The sequence below is a fragment of the Aliivibrio sp. EL58 genome (assembly GCF_900312675.1).
Taxonomy (GTDB): Bacteria; Pseudomonadota; Gammaproteobacteria; order Enterobacterales; family Vibrionaceae; genus Aliivibrio.
In genome coordinates this window covers 285,961-306,527 of sequence record NZ_OMPC01000001.1, presented here as the reverse complement: position 1 = coordinate 306,527, position 20,567 = coordinate 285,961, and the positions used below count along the sequence as shown (strand labels likewise).

General features: G+C 35.3%; 19 protein-coding genes and 1 riboswitch. Of the genes, 10 read left to right on the top strand and 9 right to left on the bottom strand.

The genetic code is table 11. The features are described from left to right. Positions 1-72: 72 nt before the first annotated feature. The 4 genes from ED622_RS01325 to ED622_RS01310 all read left to right on the top strand — a co-directional run bounded on the left by ED622_RS01325 (position 73) and on the right by ED622_RS01310 (position 4,346). The gene (locus tag ED622_RS01325; protein ID WP_122032177.1) at positions 73-1,035 is read left to right on the top strand and encodes a sugar kinase; all 963 of its coding nucleotides are present in this window, start codon (positions 73-75) and stop codon (positions 1,033-1,035) included. Continuing rightward, a complete protein-coding gene (locus ED622_RS01320; protein WP_122032176.1) occupies positions 1,025-1,669 on the top strand; it encodes a bifunctional 4-hydroxy-2-oxoglutarate aldolase/2-dehydro-3-deoxy-phosphogluconate aldolase in 645 nt (214 codons plus the stop codon). The genes ED622_RS01325 and ED622_RS01320 overlap by 11 nt, the downstream gene beginning before the upstream one ends. After that, on the top strand, positions 1,666-2,247 hold the full coding sequence (locus tag ED622_RS01315; protein WP_122032175.1) for a DJ-1/PfpI family protein: 582 nt from the start codon (positions 1,666-1,668) through the stop codon (positions 2,245-2,247). The genes ED622_RS01320 and ED622_RS01315 overlap by 4 nt, the downstream gene beginning before the upstream one ends. 143 nt (positions 2,248-2,390) lie before the next feature. Next, positions 2,391-4,346, top strand: coding sequence for a CHASE3 domain-containing protein (locus ED622_RS01310; RefSeq protein WP_122032174.1), 1,956 nt, complete (start codon positions 2,391-2,393; stop codon positions 4,344-4,346). Between the two features lie 129 nt (positions 4,347-4,475). On the opposite strand, the gene ED622_RS01305 is transcribed toward ED622_RS01310, so the two are convergent. Beyond that, on the bottom strand, positions 4,476-4,928 hold the full coding sequence (locus ED622_RS01305; protein WP_122032173.1) for a hypothetical protein: 453 nt from the start codon (positions 4,926-4,928) through the stop codon (positions 4,476-4,478). A 385-nt stretch (positions 4,929-5,313) separates the two neighbouring features. Here ED622_RS01305 and speF point away from each other — a divergent pair, with 385 nt between their 5' ends. Further along, positions 5,314-7,506: an ornithine decarboxylase SpeF gene (speF, locus tag ED622_RS01300; protein ID WP_122032172.1), complete on the top strand. Its 2,193-nt coding sequence runs from the start codon at positions 5,314-5,316 to the stop codon at positions 7,504-7,506. Between the two features lie 53 nt (positions 7,507-7,559). Next, positions 7,560-8,879 carry a putrescine-ornithine antiporter gene (gene potE / locus ED622_RS01295; protein ID WP_060993223.1) on the top strand — a complete coding sequence of 440 codons (1,320 nt, stop codon included), beginning with the start codon at positions 7,560-7,562 and terminating at the stop codon, positions 8,877-8,879. A 62-nt stretch (positions 8,880-8,941) separates the two neighbouring features. On the opposite strand, the gene ED622_RS01290 is transcribed toward potE, so the two are convergent. Then, a complete protein-coding gene (locus ED622_RS01290) occupies positions 8,942-10,180 on the bottom strand; it encodes a hypothetical protein (protein WP_122032171.1) in 1,239 nt (412 codons plus the stop codon). Positions 10,181-10,255: 75 nt separating this feature from the next. Continuing rightward, complete coding sequence (locus ED622_RS01285; protein ID WP_122032170.1) at positions 10,256-11,623, bottom strand: transglycosylase SLT domain-containing protein; 1,368 nt, start codon at positions 11,621-11,623, stop codon at positions 10,256-10,258. A 140-nt stretch (positions 11,624-11,763) separates the two neighbouring features. Here ED622_RS01285 and ED622_RS01280 point away from each other — a divergent pair, with 140 nt between their 5' ends. From ED622_RS01280 to ED622_RS01270, 3 genes are read left to right on the top strand one after another with little or no spacing between them, the layout of a single operon-like run. Beyond that, positions 11,764-12,300: a DUF2589 domain-containing protein gene (locus ED622_RS01280; protein ID WP_162922416.1), complete on the top strand. Its 537-nt coding sequence runs from the start codon at positions 11,764-11,766 to the stop codon at positions 12,298-12,300. A 28-nt stretch (positions 12,301-12,328) separates the two neighbouring features. After that, positions 12,329-13,180, top strand: coding sequence for a DUF2589 domain-containing protein (locus ED622_RS01275; protein WP_122032169.1), 852 nt, complete (start codon positions 12,329-12,331; stop codon positions 13,178-13,180). 13 nt (positions 13,181-13,193) lie between these two features. After that, complete coding sequence (locus tag ED622_RS01270; RefSeq protein WP_122032168.1) at positions 13,194-13,466, top strand: hypothetical protein; 273 nt, start codon at positions 13,194-13,196, stop codon at positions 13,464-13,466. Between the two features lie 30 nt (positions 13,467-13,496). On the opposite strand, the gene ED622_RS01265 is transcribed toward ED622_RS01270, so the two are convergent. The 3 genes from ED622_RS01265 to ED622_RS01255 all read right to left on the bottom strand — a co-directional run bounded on the left by ED622_RS01265 (position 13,497) and on the right by ED622_RS01255 (position 15,961). Further along, entirely contained in the window at positions 13,497-13,880 is a 384-nt protein-coding gene (locus tag ED622_RS01265) for a Mor transcription activator family protein (protein WP_122032167.1), read from the bottom strand. 386 nt (positions 13,881-14,266) lie between these two features. Further along, entirely contained in the window at positions 14,267-14,878 is a 612-nt protein-coding gene (locus ED622_RS01260; protein ID WP_122032166.1) for a toxin-antitoxin system YwqK family antitoxin, read from the bottom strand. A 213-nt stretch (positions 14,879-15,091) separates the two neighbouring features. Then, positions 15,092-15,961, bottom strand: a complete 870-nt coding sequence (locus ED622_RS01255) for a LysR family transcriptional regulator (RefSeq protein ID WP_122032165.1) — start codon at positions 15,959-15,961, stop codon at positions 15,092-15,094. A 112-nt stretch (positions 15,962-16,073) separates the two neighbouring features. Here ED622_RS01255 and ED622_RS01250 point away from each other — a divergent pair, with 112 nt between their 5' ends. Then, positions 16,074-17,267 carry an MFS transporter gene (locus ED622_RS01250; RefSeq protein WP_174213416.1) on the top strand — a complete coding sequence of 398 codons (1,194 nt, stop codon included), beginning with the start codon at positions 16,074-16,076 and terminating at the stop codon, positions 17,265-17,267. Positions 17,268-17,282: 15 nt separating this feature from the next. On the opposite strand, the gene ED622_RS01245 is transcribed toward ED622_RS01250, so the two are convergent. The 3 genes from ED622_RS01245 to ED622_RS01235 all read right to left on the bottom strand — a co-directional run bounded on the left by ED622_RS01245 (position 17,283) and on the right by ED622_RS01235 (position 20,348). Further along, positions 17,283-18,872, bottom strand: coding sequence for a sensor domain-containing diguanylate cyclase (locus ED622_RS01245; RefSeq protein ID WP_122032163.1), 1,590 nt, complete (start codon positions 18,870-18,872; stop codon positions 17,283-17,285). A gap of 297 nt (positions 18,873-19,169) precedes the next feature. Further along, a complete protein-coding gene (locus tag ED622_RS01240) occupies positions 19,170-19,706 on the bottom strand; it encodes a cobalamin adenosyltransferase (RefSeq protein WP_122032162.1) in 537 nt (178 codons plus the stop codon). A gap of 54 nt (positions 19,707-19,760) precedes the next feature. After that, positions 19,761-20,348, bottom strand: coding sequence for a hypothetical protein (locus ED622_RS01235; protein ID WP_122032161.1), 588 nt, complete (start codon positions 20,346-20,348; stop codon positions 19,761-19,763). A 148-nt stretch (positions 20,349-20,496) separates the two neighbouring features. After that, positions 20,497-20,563: riboswitch (cobalamin riboswitch) on the top strand. The last annotated feature ends 4 nt before the right edge of the window (positions 20,564-20,567 follow it).

Here is a 20,567-nt window from a genome sequence, read left to right as displayed (position 1 = left end):
CCTTACATGGTTTTGTCACATTGGTTTAATAAACCCTCTAGTTGAATCAATGTGGCTTTTTTAGGTTGTCTTATGAAAAAAACAAAAATAGCTATCATTGGCGAATGTATGATTGAGTTAAGTGGCAATGCTTTTTCTACACAAACTCAAAGTTTTGGCGGGGATACACTAAATACGGCTGTATATTTATCTCGTTTACTTCCTCATATATCCCCTCATTACATAACCGCATTAGGCCTAGATGAATATAGCTCATTAATGCTTCAAGCTTGGGAGTCTGAGGGGATCAATTGTTCATTAGTTCTACGAGATAAGGAGCGACTTCCCGGTTTATATAGTATTAATATCGATGATGCAGGGGAGCGCAGTTTTCATTATTGGCGTGATAATTCAGCAGCCAAACATATGTGTCAACACCTTATGTTTGCACCGAATATAGCTAAAATCATGGATGTTGATATTGTCTATTTATCAGGCATTTCTCTCGCAATATTACCCATTCATGATCGTGAAATTCTTTTAGATGTACTGGCCACATTGAAACAACATGGCGCAACGATTATTACTGATTCAAATTACCGTCCCACTCTATGGAAAGACCAAATAGATGCTAAATTTTGGTTAGATAATTTGTATCGATTAAGCGATATCGCTTTAGTAACAGGAGACGATGAAGAATTACTTCTAGGAACTGAACACACACCAGCACAAGAAATAGCAGGCCGTTTGCATACTCTAGGGGTAGAGCAAGTTGTAGTAAAACTTGGAGCAGAAGGCGCTATGTGGTCCATTAAAAACGGTGATATGGGCAATATCAATGCTGAACTAATTAATAAATTGGTAGATACGACGGCTGCTGGTGATTCATTTAATGCGGCATTTATAGCTGCCTATAGTCAGGGAGAGTCCATCGCAAATTGTTGTGCTTGGGGGAATCAATTAGCCTCTAAAGTTATACAGCATAAGGGGGCGATTATCCCTATTTCATACATACAAACACTCATTACGAATATGGAACAGATTAATGAAAAATAGCCTTTGGATAGAAACAGTAAAAGCATTAAAAGTCATGCCTGTAATTCAAATTGAAAACGCAGATGATGCTGTTCCTTTAGCTAAAATACTTGTCGATAATGGATTACCTGCCGCTGAAATTACGTTTAGAACGGCAGCTGCAGAAGAATCGATTCGTCGTATTCGTCAAGCATATCCAGATATTATTTTATGTGCAGGAACAGTATTAACAAAAGAGCAAGCCAAGCTCGCTGTCGATGCAGGAGCCGATTTTGTTGTGAGCCCTGGTTTTAATACAAAGACGGTTCAATATTGTTTAGACAACAATATTAAGATTATTCCGGGAATCAATAATCCAAGCTTAGTTGAACAAGCGTTAGATATGGGACTCTCGGCATTAAAGTTCTTTCCTGCAGAAGCATCTGGTGGGTTGAATATGTTGAAATCATTAACCGGACCTTATGGCAATATTCAATTAATGCCTACAGGTGGAGTTAACCTGAAAAACTTATTAAGTTATTTGGCAATACCACAGGTTATTGCGTGTGGTGGAACATGGATAGCTCCAACAGATGCGATTCGAAATCACGATTGGGAAGCGATTGCAAAAAATGTACAAGAAACCTGTAAGTTATTATCAGGAGGCTCTAAATGAAAAAAACAATCGCTTATAAACGAGTTGCTGTATTACTCGCTGATGGGTTTGAAGAAGGTGAGGCGGTTGTGTTTATCGACATTATGCGTCGATTAGATATAAATGTTGATGTCCTTTCTTGCATGGAAACCACTGAATTAGAAACCTATTTTGAAACTCGAATTACTGCAGATTATACATTAGCAGAAAAACAAGATGTTCTTTATGATGCAGTTATGATGCCGGGTGGCCCTAAGGGGACGGATAACTTATCAGCGAATTCAATGGTTATCGATTTTTTAGTGCGCCATATAGATAAAGATAAATATATCTGTGCATTGTGCTCTTCGGGTGCAAAGGTGCTTGCGGCAAATAATTTATTAAATGGACGAAATTACACAACAGGCGGAGGACTTGAGAAGAAGTTTTCGGATGGTACTTTCCAAGATAAGAAAGTTGTTGTAGATGGACATTTTATTAGTGGTAAGGGACTTGGTGTTAGTTTTGAATTTGCATTTACAGTAGCTAAACATGTACTTTCTGACAATATTGAAAAAGTAGAGTGGCAAGCTCAGCATATTTATTTTGACCATATTTAAATATGTAGTAATTTGCTTTACAAACGGCACTTCTTAGAGGTGCCGTTTTTCTTTTCTTTTCTTTTCTTATATTTATTGGGTTTTATCCAGTCTTATTCTATGCTTGTTAATTAAGTGTTAAATGTGAGGTTGGAGAGATATAAATGGATTTAAATAATGTATCAATCAAAGGGCGATTATTAGGCAGTAACCTTGTTATTTGCTTTTTATTAGTGGCGCTAAATGTGGTGGTGTATCAGTCCATTTCGACCATGGAAAGGGCGTCAAAATGGGTAGAGCATACTGAAAAGGTTATCGAAAACAGTAAAGGCCTAGTGAGTTCAATGGTCAATCAAGAGACCGGTCTGCGAGGATTTGCAATTGCAGGACAAAGTGATTATTTAGAACCTTATATAGCCGGAAAGGCGGATTTTAAAACCTATTATCAAACAGCAAAAAACTTGACCTCAGATAATCCTGCGCAACAAGTTCGTTTTGATGAAGTTGCAGCACAAGCAAAAAATTGGTCGGAATATGCGGAATCTATTATCCAATTAAGAAAAAATATCCTGGAAGGGGAAGACGTTAATAATCAGCTTACAGAATTAATAAAATCGGGCGTCGGTAAAAATAAAATGGATGGCCTGCGTGCAGAAGTCGACACGCGAAGTTTTGGAATGGTCGGGAATATTATCATTAATGCCATGGTCAATATGGAAACGGGCTTAAGAGGTTACATTCTTAATCGTGAAGAGCAATATTTAGAACCATATTATACTGGTCTAGAAGTGATTAAAAAACAAAATCAATTTATAGAAGGGACGGCGCTATCTAAACATGTAAATGGATGGATAAATGATTATAGTGAAAAAGCGATACCTCTTGTAAAAAAATCAAATGACTATAAAACAATGGCAGATCTTTATATCGAGCTTGAAAAAAAGAAAGGCAAAATCTATATGGATGATCTTCGTAGTAAGGTATCGGCAATTATAGATATTGAAGCGGGTTTAATGGTTCAAAGAAAGGTTGAATCAAGTAGTGCAGCTACGATGGCAAATAATGTCATTATTTTTGGTAGTGTGATTGTTGTTATATTAGCATTTCTTTTCTCATACTCTACAGCGATGAGTATTACAAAACCAATTCAAAAAGCGGTTGATTATGCTAAACAATTAGCGGCAGGTGATCTGAATATCAATGTTGGTAAGCAAGGCTCTAATGAATCCGGTACATTACTACTTGCGATTCAAACCGTTTCAAACAACCTAAAAGAAATGATTGGTCAGATAGCAGATACCAGTAATAAATTGAATGAATCATCAAGTTATCTAAGCAATGCTCTGGATAAAACAGGGAATGGGGCGAAAGAGCAATTAAGTCGAACAGAGCAAATTTCAGACGCAATGCAGCAGCTGTCTATTGCGGTTCAAGAAGTCTCTCAAAATACTGTGAATGCAGCACATGTCGCGACGAATGCAGATGAAGAGGCACAAGCCGGTTTTAGTGTGATTCAAAATACTATTCAGCATATTGGACAATTAGATGAAGAGATAAAACAGACCTCTTCTCAAATTACAAATTTAGCGGAAGAAACTAATAATATCGGTAAGATCTTAGAGGTTATTGGGGGCATTGCAGAGCAAACTAATCTGCTAGCACTTAATGCTGCGATAGAAGCAGCAAGAGCTGGTGAGCAGGGCAGAGGTTTTGCTGTGGTTGCTGATGAAGTTAGGGTATTAGCAAAACGAACTCAAGAATCAACAACGGAAATTCATACTTTGATAGAACGAATTCAAAGTGGCACAAATGGGGTTGTCACAAGCATGGAGCAGAGTACTAGTCTATTAACCTCAAGTATTGATTCAGCTAATAAATCAGGCGATGCGTTTTCTTCGATTACAGAATCAATTACTAAAATAAACGATATGAACACGCAAAGTGCAAGTGCATCAGAAGAGCAGAGTGTTGCTACTGAGCAAGTGAATGAGAGTATGCAAGCTGTGAATGGTATTTCTCAAGAAAACCATACAATTATGATGGAAACGGTTAAATCTTGTGAAGATCTAGCTAAGTTATCAATTGTTTTAAATGACACGGTGAAGCAGTTTAAGATTTAAATTTATCTCTAGCTAAATAGCTCTCATTTATGAGAGCTATTATTGTTTATACTTAAAGCTATGTACATTTTTATTTATTATTAATAGTGACAGTTATAACTGATTGCTTATGTTTTTTTGTTTGGATTTTCATTTTTTCATATATAAAAAATGTGATAAATAGATACCTTTATTTTGCCATGAATAATATCTTATAGCTGAATCTTTACTTGAATACATTGTTTTTTTGCATTTCATACATTCAATGAAATAAATCCCTTCTTTTATTTTCATAACATGTAATTTTCTAGAATGGCATTTTGAACAACTTAATCGACTTATTTTTTCTGATTTGTTTATTTTCCTACAGAATCCTTCTAGATCGTCACTTTCTAATGAATGATATATCTCCTTTGATTTTTCTTCTTGTGAAATCAAACTATTAAGAGCAAATGAGTAGATTGCCGGTATTCTACACATATTTGATTCAATTCTATTTATCTTGGATAAAGGAACCCCAAATAATTTTGCAAGATAAGCACTATTAAATTCAAGTAAAAAACGGGCAGCAACAAACTTATAGTGAGTATTAATATCATACATAGCTATATTCCTATAATAATCATCTATAAAAAATTATATTTTAAATATGTTATTTTTATATATTCCATCTCTATTGAGTGATGTGTTTTTTTTGAATATAAATTATGAGATAGAAATATGCAACCATATATTTACAGAATGATATAGATATCAATTATGTTAAAATAGTTAATTTTAGTAACAACAAGATAGTCGTCATAAGTATTATGTGCGCGTATTTATCATTATTTTTTTTGAAATAAAAGTATGTAACACCTCTATTTAATAAATTATTTTTTATTAAATTTAATCTTGTGAATTAGATCAATAAATTACTCTTCATGTTGTTTTTCATTCTTTGAATATTTTAACTTTCTTCCTGTCATTCAAACAGAAGAAATTAATTATGAAAAATTTAAGCATTGCGATAAGTAATAATCTTGGTGATTACTTCATGCCTCTCGCTGATATGTTAGTTGAAACGTTTAATCGAGAATTAAGACCTATTGATACAGTGACACTAACAGACGTTAGTGCTGTTATTTTGTCAATTGAGGATGTGTCGGGAAACGTACATAAGCAAATTGAAGAAACGTGTTATGGCATTCCAGTGTTTGTTATTTGTGGTAATGGAACACGTCAATTGTGCTCTTGTGATTATGCGAAAGTAACCAGTGTGATTGACTTAACTCAACAATCTATCTCGTATTATTGCCGTCAAATTAACGAAGCAGCGCATAAATACGAATCAAAAGTTCTGCCCCCATTTTTTGAAAAGATTACTCGATATGTTGATCAAGGGAATGCGGCGTTTGATTGTCCGGGGCATCAAGGTGGCCAGTTCTTTAAAAAACATCCAGCAGGTAAGCAGTTTTATGATTTCTTTGGTGAAAACTTATTCCGAAGTGATTTATGTAATGCGGATGTCGCGTTAGGTGATTTATTGATTCATGAGGGACACGCGTGTGCTGCACAAAAACATGCAGCAAAAGTGTTTAATGCAGATAAAACCTATTTTGTTCTTAACGGAACATCGGCATCGAACAAGGTGGCTTGTAACGCTATTTTAACCCCCGGGGATTTAGTGTTATTTGATAGAAATAATCATAAATCAAATCACCACGGTGCATTATTTCAAGCGGGTGCAATTCCTGTCTATTTAGAAACCGCTCGTAATCCTTATGGCTTTATTGGTGGTATTGATGAGCATTGTTTTGATGAAAGTTATATTCGCGATCTCATTGCAAAGACAGATCCAGAAAGAGCAAAAGCTGAGCGTCCATTCAGAATGGCGATTATTCAGTTAGGTACATACGACGGTACTATTTATAACGCTCGTTTTGTTATGGATAAAATTGGGCATCTATGTGATTACATTTTGTTCGACTCTGCGTGGGTAGGGTATGAGCAATTTATTCCTATGATGAAAGACTGTTCACCGCTGTTATTGGATTTGAAACCAGAAGATGCAGGGGTACTTGTTACTCAATCTGTTCATAAACAACAGGCGGGTTTCTCTCAAACGTCCCAAATTCATAAAAAAGACAGCCATATAAAAGGACAAGCTCGCTACTGCAATCATAAACGTTTCAATAATGCCTTTATGATGCACGCATCAACCAGTCCATTTTATGCGTTGTTCTCAGCATTAGATGTGAATGCGAAGATCCATGATGGTGCCTCTGGTCGTAAGTTGTGGCATGAATGTGTGAAAATCGGTATTGATACTCGTAAAGAGTTATTGAATAGCTGTGAATACATTATTCCGTTTATTCCTGAAAAAGTAGACGGTCAATTATGGCAAGAATACGATACCGAACTTATTGCGAATGAGAAAAAATTCTTCTTATTTAATCCAGAAGATACATGGCATAAGTTTGAAGGTTATGGAAATGAACAATACTTTGTTGACCCTTGTAAGTTATTACTAACAACGGCGGGTATTAATGAAGATGGTGGTTATGCTGATTTTGGTATTCCAGCGACCTTGTTGGCTAACTTCTTACGTGAAAATGGCATTGTCCCTGAAAAATGCGATTTGAACTCAATCTTATTTTTGCTTACACCTGCAGAAGATATGGCAAAAATGCACCAACTGGTGGCACAAATTAATCGTTTTGAACAATTTGTTAAAGACGATGCGCCATTACAAGTGGTATTGCCAACCGTATATGAAGCCAATAAAGAGCGTTATAGAGGATATACGATTCAGCAATTGTGTCTTGAAATGCACAATATGTACCGAGAACTAAACGTGAAAGAGTTGCAACGTCGTATGTTCCGAGAAGCTTATTTTCCTGAGATGAAAGTCGTTCCTCAACAAGCGAATACTCAGTATTTTCGTGGTGATTGTGAATACGTTGAATTAAAAGAAGCAACGGGTCGTATCGCCGCTGAAGGTGCTCTTCCTTATCCTCCAGGCGTGCTATGTGTGATCCCTGGTGAAGCATGGACTCAAGAAGTCACTCAATACTTCTTAGCGTTAGAAGAAGGGATTAACCAATTCCCAGGATTCGCTCCTGAAATTCAAGGTGTTTATTTAGAAGAAGTAAATGGCCGAACAACCGCATTTTGTTACGTCCTTAACGAATCAAATTAATAACTAATGAGCGCGGGGGGAGCCTCTTTCCGCGCCACTTCAGTGGTGAACTTATGACACAAAAATCAAAAATGGGCGTAGTGCAACTTACTGTCCTTACTTTCATTAATATGGCCGGCTCCGGTATTATTATGTTGCCAAGTAAATTGGCACAAGTAGGCTCGATTTCAATTATTTCATGGCTTGTGACTGCTATTGGGTCTATGAGTTTAGCTTATGTATTTGCTAAGTGTGGGCGATTTAGTAAACGTCCAGGTGGTATGAATGGTTACGCGTCTTATGCCTTTGGTGATTCTGGTGCTTTCATGGCGGGGTGGACTTATGGTTTATCTTTACTGATAGCGAACATTGCCATTGCTATTACTTCTGTTGGCTACGCTCAAGCCTTTTTTGAAGTATCGCTAACACCGATTCAAACTTGTATCGCTACAATAGGAGTCTTGTGGTTATGTACTGCTGCTAATTTTGGTGGTGCAAAAGTGACAGGCCAGATTGGTACGTTTACAGTATGGGGGGTAATTTTACCTGTATGTAGTTTAGGGATTATTGGTTGGTTCTGGTTTAGCCCTGAGATGTACGTTAACTCTTGGAATCCACACAGCTTACCATTTGGTGAGGCGGTGAGTGCTTCAATAGCCATGACATTATGGGCATTCCTTGGGTTAGAATCAGCCTGTGCGAACAGTGATTCAGTTGAAAATCCAGAGAAAAATGTACCTATCGCAGTACTTGGTGGTACGTTAATTGCGGCTGTGGTTTACATTGTGTCGACTAACATTTGTGCTGGTATTGTTGAGAATGGTGCTTTAGCTGCATCAACTGCGCCATTCAGTTTAGTATGGCAAGTAATGCTTGGCTCTTGGGCTGGTAAAGCTGTGGCAGGTTTAGCCGTAATCGCATGTACAGGCTCTTTATTAGGATGGCAGTTTACTATTGCTTCTGTATTTAAAAGTTCTGCGGATGAAGGTTTTTTCCCAAAAGTATTTTCTGAAATTGATCAACGAGGCACCCCAGTAAAAGGGATGATCATCATTACCGTTATCCAAACCGTCTTATCTTTAATGACGATTAGCCCTACGTTGAATGAACAATTCGAATCGCTAGTTAATTTAGCAGTAGTGACTAACGTAGTGCCTTATATCCTATGTATGGCTGCTATCTTTATTATGCAAAAGTTTGCCCATGTAGATAAAAAAGAGATGAGTAAAACAAACTTTATTGCGGTAGTTGCTGCGGTATACAGTTTCTATGCACTGTATGGTTCTGGTTATGAAGCCATGATGTGGGGTTCAATTGTAACCTTCTTTGGTTGGACTATGTATGGCTTTATCGCATACAAGCATGAAGATGTAGAAGCAGAAGAAGTTAGATAGAAAGTGAATAAATCAATAAAAACCCCCATTTCGACAGTGGTTGAAATGGGGGTTGTTTTAAATTAATCGATAGAGAATAGTAAAAATTCATTAAAAAACTCTTCAATTTCTTTACCAAAAAAATTACTGTGATTTGGTATTAAATCCTTATCGACTTGAACAACCAAGTACGGGTTTCTGGCTTTTATTATTGGATTTCTTATTAATCTTGTATTACTAAAATTAAGTGGGTTTACTCCATTACCCCAATCAGATTTTAAATTTTTTATTAGTTTAATGCGTTGTGTTGAACTGATGTCGGTATTTTTATTTGTCATTTCAAGTCGATGGGTTATAAAAGGCTTAAAATGCCCAATACTCGTTTTTCCTGCCACGTTTTGATTGATTAGTACGTTTTCTCCACCAATGGTTGCTTTCATATAGCGATGTGATTCAAATATACGAGAAATAGCGTTGCCTGCAGGGAATGCATACTTAGTTGCCCAATCAGATTCTGATGTAAAAATAGAAAGTATAGGTTTTTGTGTCCCTAAAAATTCATTGTATCGTTCGTTTATATCTTGAAAATGAGCATATTTTAATGCATCAAATGCTGGATTGATTAACAAAACTAAATCGCCAAATCCAGATGTACTTGTTTTATATTGTTTATTTACGCTTGATTCTATTAGGTCATTCACTAGTGTTTTATTGATTGCTGTAAATACGATTTCAGCACCAAAGCTATGGCCTACGGTTACGATTTTTGTATCTGAAATACTATTATTTTTTAACTTTCTTAGAAAACTCCATATTTCAATGATATTCCCATCGGCAACACGTTTAGCACTATTTTGTCTATCCCAGAACGTAAGGTACTTAAGTAAGGGTATCGATGTGGATTTTCCTCGCCATCCAATATAAATCCCAATAACTTCTCGTTTACTTACGGCAAGTTGGTTACTTATTTTATTAAGTTGTTCTTTAAAATGCTTTACATTACTGTCGTTAATATTTGCATCATGTTGCCACCCATGTACATAGACATAAATAAAAATATTATTTTTACGTGTTTTACTTTTAATGTATTTTTGTAACACTGCGAATTGCGAACGATCGAAAAATAATCCTTGGTCATCTATTTCTATAAAACTCAACGTATAAGGTATGTCATGTCCCCTTTTCTGTAATGAATGACGTTGACAGTTTTCTGTATTATTACATGTGGCGATACTGAAAATATCACGATGGACTTTTTGATCTGAACAACCTGATATTATTAATAAGCTGGAAAATAATAATATATTTATATAGTTAATCATGTGATTATACTCTTTATAGTTGATGGGAAATAATGTTAACGTTGTATTTGTTTGTTGCTCTAGTGTATTACCTAATTAATAGGTAAATCTTTCGTTATTAGAATATAATTTATTTTGTAAGAATATTTTTCTAACATAAGCTTTAGTTTCGCTACCTCTACAATAACCATATTTAATATATGGCAAAGTAAAAACGGCTTTTTTCTCTAATCTAATAATATGATTTTCAACATTATCAAACCAAATGTTTGGGTCATCTCCAGCTCGTAAAGCGAGACGCTGTGCATCCATTACATGCCCAACACCTGCATTATAAGACGCAAATGTAAAAGCAAGAGCTTCTGTTTCTGGTAAATATTTCCAATAGGTTTTATATAGCCATTTATTATATTTAGCACCAGCTTTAATATTATCATTTGGGGAAAATATTTGTGTTATGCCCATATCTTTAGCTGTTTCTGGCATTAATTGCATCAATCCTTTTGCTCCAGAAGAGGAGATTGCATTTGGATCAAATGAAGATTCAGCGAAAGCTTGCGAAGTTAGCCATAACCAATCAAATGGTGGGGAGGCACTTTGTTTAAATATACTATCCCAAGGCGTAATTGAACGTTGTTTTAGATTGTCTGTTTTATTTCTAGAAGTTAGGATAGATGTAGCCTCTTCACTAGTTAGCCAAGTATTTAAATTTAATAGTAATTCTTGATCGTTTTTGAATAAAGCTAGGCTAATTTTTCGCGGTTGTCCTATTGTTAGTGATGGCCCTAGTTGAGAATGCTGTGCATGTTGATTTTGCGCAATGTGTTGATCTGATAAGGTGTAATCCCAAAGACCATTTGCGACACCTTTAATAATTTCTAAGGTTGATAGGGTTTCAGGAAGTAATTCTACTTTAACATTTATATTCATTTTCTTTTGTAATATTAATATTACGTCTTCATAAGTACTTCCTTTTCTTATAGAAACTAATTTTCCATCTAATTGATTTAACCTGGATATAGCATTGTCTTTTCTTTGTATTAACCACTCTTTAGTATGAAATAATGCATTAGAAAACAATAATTTTTTCTTTCGTTCATTATTTGGAGTGAGGTCTGAAGCAATAATATCAACTTTTTTATTTTCCAATGCCATAAAAAGACTGGATAAATCAGGAAGGAGTATAATATTTAGCTCTACGTTAAGATAGTTAGCATACGCTTGTAATAACTCACATTCAGTTCCTTTAATTTTTCCTCGCTTGTAGTAACAACCTATTCCATCCAATTTTGTTGCAACCAATAAAAAACCTCTATTCTTGATCTTTTCTAATGTGTTTTTTTCTGACTTATTGTCCGTATTAGTTAGATGTATTATTTCAGGACTGAAAATTAATGGATAGATTATGACGGTGATAGATATTAATGATGAAATAATAATTAAATTAATTAAAGAACGGAGCATAATTTCTCTCTATATTACATGTAAATTAATTTTCATCTTATATATTTATCATTTTATTATTATTTGGAATTGTTTCCCTATGATATTACTGATAATGAAGCTTTATTGTTAATCCGTTATTTAATAATAAAGGATATGTTATGAAGTTTTTTGAGAAAAAGAATAAACCGATTTCACCTCAATACTTGGATGGGATTATAAGAGGTTTAAATTATGTTGCTAATTGCGCAAGTGATATGAGCTTATCTCATTATAGTAACTTGATTTCACAATATTTTGATTATGATGAAGAACAAAAAATACATAAGCCCAAAGTCATCCAGTTAATGCTAGATGATGAGCATCAAATAACGATGCCTTTAATTGCTATTACTGATGCGAAAGGGCTTTATCTTGATGAGCTAAACGTTGATTTTTCTGTACGAGTCACTGGTATTGATGCTGATAATTTGCAACAACAAGTTCAAGGTACATATCCAAAGTTAATTGTAGATATTGCACCAAGTCATCGCAGTAAAGATAACATGAGTAAAGATATTATTGATTTTAAAGTGAAATTTAAATCAAGAGACTCTCCTGAATGTGTGATGAAAATTATTGATAAATTTAACTCCCAGGTTATCCCTCAAAAAATTGTTTCAGATCCGTCATCAAAGATGACACCTCCCGAAGTTTAATACTTCACATTAGATAAAGGAAAATAATATGGCTTTAGAAAGTATGAAAAATCAATTTACAGGTTTACCAATGGAAAGCTTAATTGGTTCACCTTTAAAGGCAGCTTGTGACTCACAAATTATGTTGGCACGTTCGACTGTTAATTTTATTCAAAATGTTGGTTTTGATGGTGGAAAAACACGTGTGGCGGATTTTTCTTATGTCCGAAATGTGGTTATAGGTAAAGATGGTTTAGATAATGATATTATTGAACAAGAAAAAGTGGGCCTAGAGGTTCCTGTCCTTGCGATTGTTAATGTACCAAGTTTAATGGTTGATGAAGTTGATATTACATTTGATATGGAAGTCAAATCATCAGAAAGTCATCATGACACAGAAGATAAAAAAGGAGAGTTTTCTGCAAAAGCATCAGTAGGGTGGGGACCCTTCAGTATGACAGCGAGTGTTTCAGGTAGCATTGCGTCGCATAAAGAAAATACTCGCTCAAGTGATAACTCTGCCAAATATCATGTTGAAGTACATGCATCACAATCTAGTACGCCTGAAGGATTGATGCGCGTATTAGATATTATAGGAGGTTCAGTTGCGCCAAAGTCTATTGAGCGTTCTAGTAAGATGAATGCAAATAGTAAAAGTGCCATTGCAGTCGTTCAGGCTCGAAAAAAAGTAGTGAAGGCTAAAGCTGATTTGGCTCTACAACAAATGAAATTAGAACAAGCCAAGCTAAAGACACCCGAAGGTGATACGGCTGAATTAGAAAAAAAGACAAATGAATCAAACATCGCGGTTGTAGATGCTGAAATAGAATTACACGAGGCAAATATAGCTTTACAAGACGACAAAGACGCAAATACAAAAGAAAGCAAGGGTGATGCATAAGTAAGGTAATAATATGCTATCAGATAAAAATTCTTCAGTATTAGATTTGGCGGATGTTCGCTATATAGAACGAATCGTTATTGGTCGTTATAATCCCAATAACTCTGATGATGATGGTTTTATGCAACGACAAATAGATAAATTAAATCATTGTCTAGATATTTGTCCAAAAGGTATTTTGATTGGTAAAGATTCTGGGTTTAAAGTGATAAAAATAGGTGAGAATACAGTTATATCTCAACAAGTTGCTTACCATATAGGATTTAAAAGAAAACCAACGCTATAATAATTAGGGGGAGTTTTCCCCCCTAAAATTTTATTTTTTTATATTACCGATGTGCCTAACACTTAAGTTAAAACGAGTTGCCAGCTGAGATCGTGAAACACCTTCCATACTTGCATTTTTTATTAATTTATTCCTAACTTGTCGATCTAGATGCTCTTGTTTAGGCACTTCAATAGTTGAACCGCCATAATTGGCACATAGACGTTTAAGCGCTGTTTCATTCATAACATGTTTCATTTCGGTTCTTGATGGATTTTTTGCTATATATTTTATTTTTCCGCCGTAATGACAGAGAAATGTATACGTATCAACTGGACCAATTAACTCAATCAATTCTTTAAGTTGTTTTGGTAGGGTCTCTACATTTATTTTTAATAGAAATGATTCGATGAGGTTGTTGCGTTTTTTATTCATTATTAACTCCTTTCTTGTTGTTAATAAGGAGATGGAATCAGTTTACAACAACAATAACTATGAGGAAATATTTCCCTGTTAAAATGAAATAAAATTTGATTTTTTATTATTACGTTGCAATAAAAAGATATACAGCTTTATTTTATTGATTTTTCAATACGATTTTTAGTGCTGTGGATTTGCTTTTTTGGTTATATAAAATAAATTACGTTTTTTATTACATCGTACAATATATAAGTTTTTTATTTTTATGTGAAGTACTTAACAAAATCTAATGTTAAACTACGGACGTTTTCTATATAGAATGACTTTGTCGACTAGAACCCAAAAACCCTTGTACCATAAGGCATAAGGGCTTTTTTATTAATACTAAACAGGTTTTATGATTAACTTTCAGGCAACCAAGTTTGTTCAGAAACCACTTTTTGATTTTTGAAAGTGAGTTGTTCTACTTTATCACCATGGTTATTCCAATGAGTTACTGAACCATCTTTGATTTTTCCGTCATCGTAATTTGCTTGTGTGGCTTTTTTGCCATTAGCGTAATAGCTGGTGTATTGGCCATCTTTTTTACCATCATCATAATTAATGGTTAAATTCTTCTCGCCATTGTCGTACCAACGCGTTGCTTGGCCATCTAACAGATTATTCTTGTAAGTAAATTCTGTTTTCTTCTGACCATTTGCATACCAGGTTTGCATCTGGCCATTTAACTTACCGTTTTTGAAGTTAAGTTTTGATGCCATCTGGCCATTTGGATACCAATTGGATTCGGTACCTATTTCTAACCCTTTGTTAAATTGCGCTTTGGTTGATATTTGTCCATTATCGTATTTTTGAACAAATAACCCTGTATACGGACTTTCTTGGTTCACTTGATAAGCAACACCATTACGCAATTGTAAGTAATCAACAGAACTTTCTTTTGGTGCTGTTGCGGCGTAACTGGCGCCAGATACTGTACTTAGAGCAATTAGAACAGGAATATATTTCTTCATTTTGGCACCTCATTTTTTGCTAATATTTCACATTGACTGGCTATGTTGTTTTGACTTATTTCGCTTTCATCATTTTTATTTTTTTGATGTTGAAGCTAAGCTGTCATTCAATATTCCACTTATTTTTAGTAATGTCAGTACCGAATTTTGTAGTCATACTTTTCATTAATGAGGTGTGAATTTAGGGAACTTTCCGTGTTTCTTAAGGTAGTACTAATGATTATTTTTCACAAATTCTAAAAAAGTACGGTCTGCTTTTGATAGATAACCATTCTTTCGCCATGCAATTGAAATATCTAAAAAGATAGGTTCACTAAAGGGAATTGAGACAATATCAGGTTCGTTTTCTGTGGCTAATTCAAGCAAAGCACTAATGGCAAAGTCTCGTTTTACTATTTTTAGAATGACAGCTAATAGATTGGTTTCAAAAGAAAAATTAGCCGTTAGGTTTTCTTGTTTGCAAATAGCATCTAGCCTTGCACGATGAAAGTAACCTTGCTTGAACATAACTAACTCTTGAGAGAAGAACTCTGAATAGGAAAGACTTTTCTTATTGGCAAATTCATGGTCAGTACTCACAACTGCCATCATTTGTGATCGCAGTAAATGATCGGAATCTAATTCATCAGGCAGGTCTCTCACTTGGGTTATCCCAAGATCAATCTCGCCATCAAGTAGCATTTTTTGTATTGATTGTGCACCAGCTTCTACCATCGTGAGCTTTAATTTTGGATAACGGTTCTTAAATGCCATTAGTACTTCTGGAAAATAGTAAGTTCCCATAATACTCGGTACGCCGAATCGAACTTCTCCCTTCTCTAGCCCCCTCAGTTCTTTCATCGCTAAACTGGCATCATCGAGTTGTTGTAAGATCAGTTTTGCATGACTAAGTAGCGTTTCACCTTCGTGAGTTAGGGATATTTTTCGTTCGTGACGACGAAATAGCTCAAGTTCTAATTCAGTTTCTAATTTCCTAATTGCTACACTTAATGCGGGTTGAGCTATATGTAAGCTCTTAGCTGCGTGAGTGATATTTTTATGCTCTGCAACTGCGACAAAATACTTCAGTAATCGTGTATCCATACTTATTAACCACCATAATTAAAAACTATCAAATCAATAATTATTATATATTTTCACTATTACATCGAACTTGCTACTGTTTTGATATTGTTTCTTAATGGCGATCACTGAGATGATTGAATTTCGTAGTAAGGCGTATTACCAAGTGAGTGCTGCTCTGGCATTTGGGTCATTTATTATCTTTTGTAATCTGTATTTATTTCAGCCGATGTTACCAGTGCTGGCTGACCACTTTACTGTCTCGGCGACTCAAATTAATTGGTTGCTTGCTGCAGGGACATTGATGTTAGCCCTTAGCTTGCTACCGTGGGCGATAGCGTCTGATTTTATTGGTAGACGTAAGGCCATACTGATTAGTCTATTTTTACTTCCTGTTATAGGGTTAACGTCGTTATTAACGGAGAGTCTTGTCGTTCTTATTTTAAGTCGTGCTGTGATGGGAATGGCATTAGCTGGTTTTGCTGCTGTCGCTGTGGCTTATATGGCGGATACCTTTACAACAAAAGCCTTTAGTTATGCCATTGGTGCTTATATTAGCGCAAATTCATTAGGGGGCATTTCTGGACGATTATTCGGAGGGGTTATCACGGATCATTTTAGCTGGCAGACCGCGGTGATTCTAATGGCTATGATAAGTTTGATTGGAGCAATCGTTGTGGCTTTAGCTTTGCCTAAAGAAGAGACACCGCAAGCAGAGAGAGTTTCATTATCTGATTATCATCGTGTTCTTATTCAGCATTTAAGAAATAAACGAATTTTTTTAGCTATGCTCATTGGCGGTGTTAATTTTGCTTTATTTGTTAACCTATATTCGGTAACAGGCTTTCGTTTGATTGCAGCACCTTATTCACTACCTTTAAGCGTGACGTCGATGATTTTTCTTTGTTACTTATCTGGTACTGTCAGCTCTCGTTTAGTTGGATTATGGTGTCAGCGATTCAATGCCGTTTCAGGTATGTTTATAGGAAGCTTACTTAGTTTAATAGGTATGTGTATCACCAGTAGTGAATCACTTATTGCGATTGTTTTGGGCTTAAATATATTAAGCTTTGGGGCTTTCTTTACCCACTCACTCGCTTATGGTTGGGTGAGCCAAAAAGCTGAAACGGCGAAATCAACAGCCACCGCATTATATTTAGTGCATTACTATGTCAGCGGCAGTTTAGGCGGTTTTTATTTAATGTACTGTTGGCAACATGGGGGATGGGAAAGCGTGATGCTAGGGGCTGGAGTGCTTTATATTGTTATCTTTGCACTATGCTGGCGCTTATACCATTACGCCCATACCAAGGTGGCATGGGCGTAAGAAGGTCTGTGTTACTTATAGTTCAAATACCTTAAATCCATTCTTTCCTGAGCGTTTAATGTCATACATTGCAGCATCAGCGTTATGCATTACATCATTGATGCAACCGCCATGTTCAGGGAAGAAAGCAATGCCAATACTGGTACTTAAATAATAAGGCATCTCTTCTAACATTAATGGCGCATGACTATTTTCAATAAATTTTTCTACTTGTGTGATCGTTGTTTGTTGCTCAACAAGATCATAAATAAGTACGGCAAACTCATCACCGCCAAGTCGAGCTACATAAGCGTTATCAGTGAATGCACTGTATAGGTTTTTTGCTACTGCTTTTAAAGCCAAATCACCAGCACTGTGACCGAAATTATCATTAAGATCTTTAAAACCATCTAGGTCGATAAAAATTAATGCTAATTTAGTATCGTCTTTTCGTGCGTTTTGCATTTTCCAGTGAAATAGCTTTTTAAAATAACCACGATTAATTAAACCAGTTAGACTATCATGATGTGCTAGTTTCTTGATTTTATTGTGGTTCATTCGTTTTTTCAGCTGTAGCTGTGCAATTAATAACGCCATGAGCAAAGAAAAAAGAAATAAACTAATTACAATAAGTAGCTCACTTTGAACAATTTTATCTAAGCTCCAAATAGGGGCTCTTGGTACAAAGGTAATTAAACGCCAACATGAATCTTGCTTAATGATTGAAACGTGTTTATTGGTTTCTATGTCTTTAGGGTATGAGAAGACAGAATCAAAAGTCAGTATGCCTGAGCCTATTAGATATTGGCCTTTTGAGCGATTTTTAAAACACTCATATGTTATGGGATAAATAGCAGAATACTTTTTATCTGCATTTTCACCAAACATAAATGCAAACTCTAGCTCTGGTCTTTTATCATAAATAAGAAAATAATCATCGCTATTAATAAGCATATGATGGTTTCGTTGCTCTAATGAGAAGATCTTTAAGCCATCAAGCAGATGCTTAGCTAAATAATTGAGTACAACTACGCCGCGTTTTGTCCCGTACTCATCAAAGACAGGTGTCGCAAGACGGATCATTGGCTTATAAGGTAACTCAATCTTATCGTGTTCAATGTTTAAATCTAGAATAGAGATATAGATTTCATCGTCATGTAACTTCAAGCTGTCTTTAAAGTAGTATCTGTTACGTTTATTTTGTAAGTGATCTTTAGGTACAACCGTAGGAATGCCATCATTATAATTAATACGTATGATCTCATTGCCATCAAGATCAAGGTAACGTAGTTGGTCGTAAAGCCCTTTTCTAAGGCTCAAAGCAAGGGTATTTAACTCGGCAAGTTTAATGAGCTTTTTATCGTGTCTTTGGTAAGCCTTATTGATCTCAATGAAATCAGAAAGCAGCAAGAGATCTTTCCCTATGCTGTTAAGGGTCATTGCAATGTATTTTTTCTGAGCAGAAATTAGCGCACTTTGTTCTGTTTTTATTTGATTAATCTTTATTTCACTTTCTGAATGCTTATAGAAATAAAAAATAGAAAATAAGAAAGAAAATAAACACAAAAATAAAACAATAAAGCGAGGCCAAAAATATAGATTATTGGACTTATTAAATGTAATCACTTTATTCACTTAACTTAAAATTAACATGGGCACCATTTATGTAATAAACTGTTTTGTTAGAATATTATTTGTTGGTGTTATAAGCGATGAACTTTATAGCATATGAATATTTCTATCAACGTTAAAAAATAATAATACAGAAGAAAAATTAACCTATCTTGTTTTGATGTTATTGGTTAGGGTCTTATGTAGTGTTATGTGGTTAATTGTTATTCATTGTAAGTATGTTTTAGGCAGGCAACAAGCAGCAAACTAATCAGAGACCAGTAGGCGCTTGTTGATAAAATATAGGTTTACTTACTTTGGCATTGGGTAATTTATACTAACGTACTCTGGTTCTTCTATTCCTGCGTCTTGGTTTAATACGCGTGTTAGTACGAAATAGTAGTTAGCTAATACATTGGCAAAGCGAGGTAGTGTTTCTGGTATCTTCTTTGTGGTTAACTTATCTATTTGAACCAAAGCGCGAACCACTTTTTTACTTAGGCTACGACATTGGTGTAGTTGGATCACCGGCCCTGTTCCTCTTGGAAGAACAAAACGTTTTCCTTTATCTTCAACTTGTTCTTTAAACGCAAGCATTTCAGCAAGTAGTTCTTGTACATCTTCTTCAAAAATACCGCACTTTCCACGTATTGAACCATTTAGATGAAATATCTTTGGCTGCAAACGCTCTAGAGATCCTCTTACTTGCACATGAGTGATTTGGGAAAGAGCCAAACCAGTATAGGCACATAACTCATCGGTTAATATTTCAAAATCACACAATGGACTGTCTTCAAAAATGAAAGGGTATGAAAGCTCACCAACCACACCAGATGCTTTTAGTGCCATAATTAAATCACTTAGTTATCAATGAAAGAGTGAATATACTTTATCACGTCTACTCTAGGATTGATTATCCTTTTCTTGGCTTAGTAACTGTAAAATATTGTCGTGATTCTTATTGGTCATTTCAAGAGATAAAGCTGAATTCTCGATGGCTTTTGCCATGGTTGAAATATTGGTAGTTGCTTGTAATAGGGTATTTTGTAACGGACGAAGAATAAACCAATAGAAGCAGGCAATAATTGCGACTAAGGCAAGAACAACGATAGCAAGTAATAAAATGACTTTAAAAGTGAGATCATCAAAGAATTGGGTGCTGGTTGTTGAAAGGGTTTCTTTGGATTCTTTTAAAAAAGTGGGTAAAGATTGAAGAGAGTTAGATGATACATCGACAAGGTTATTGATGTTTTCTATTGTTTTATGAATATTTTGTTGTTGCTCTGGAGTGAGGTTTCTATTTTGTGCGATGAGTTCAAGGGAGTTTGCCATTCTTTGCATTGCTTGGGCGCCTTGTTCTGCTGATTGTTCAATGCCTTTAATATCAACCATGGCGTTAATACTGATAAGAGGTGGGGTAATTTTTTCTTCGCTATTGGCAAAACTAACAGAAGTAAATAGAGTGAGTAGAAGCAGTAGCGTGTATTTCATTTTCAATCCTTTGCACAATATATCCTATGTAAGGGTAACTATAGAAAGAAATTACTTCTATTTCCATTGCTTAGCTCTAATAAAAAAGGGTTTGAAAGTATAAAGATAGAATATATAGCGGTAGCAAAGTACAATACGACCCATCTTCGGAATACGGTGAAAATCCGTAACGGACGCGCCACTGTGAAAGTCTCAATGGGATTTGAGTCAGATACGAAG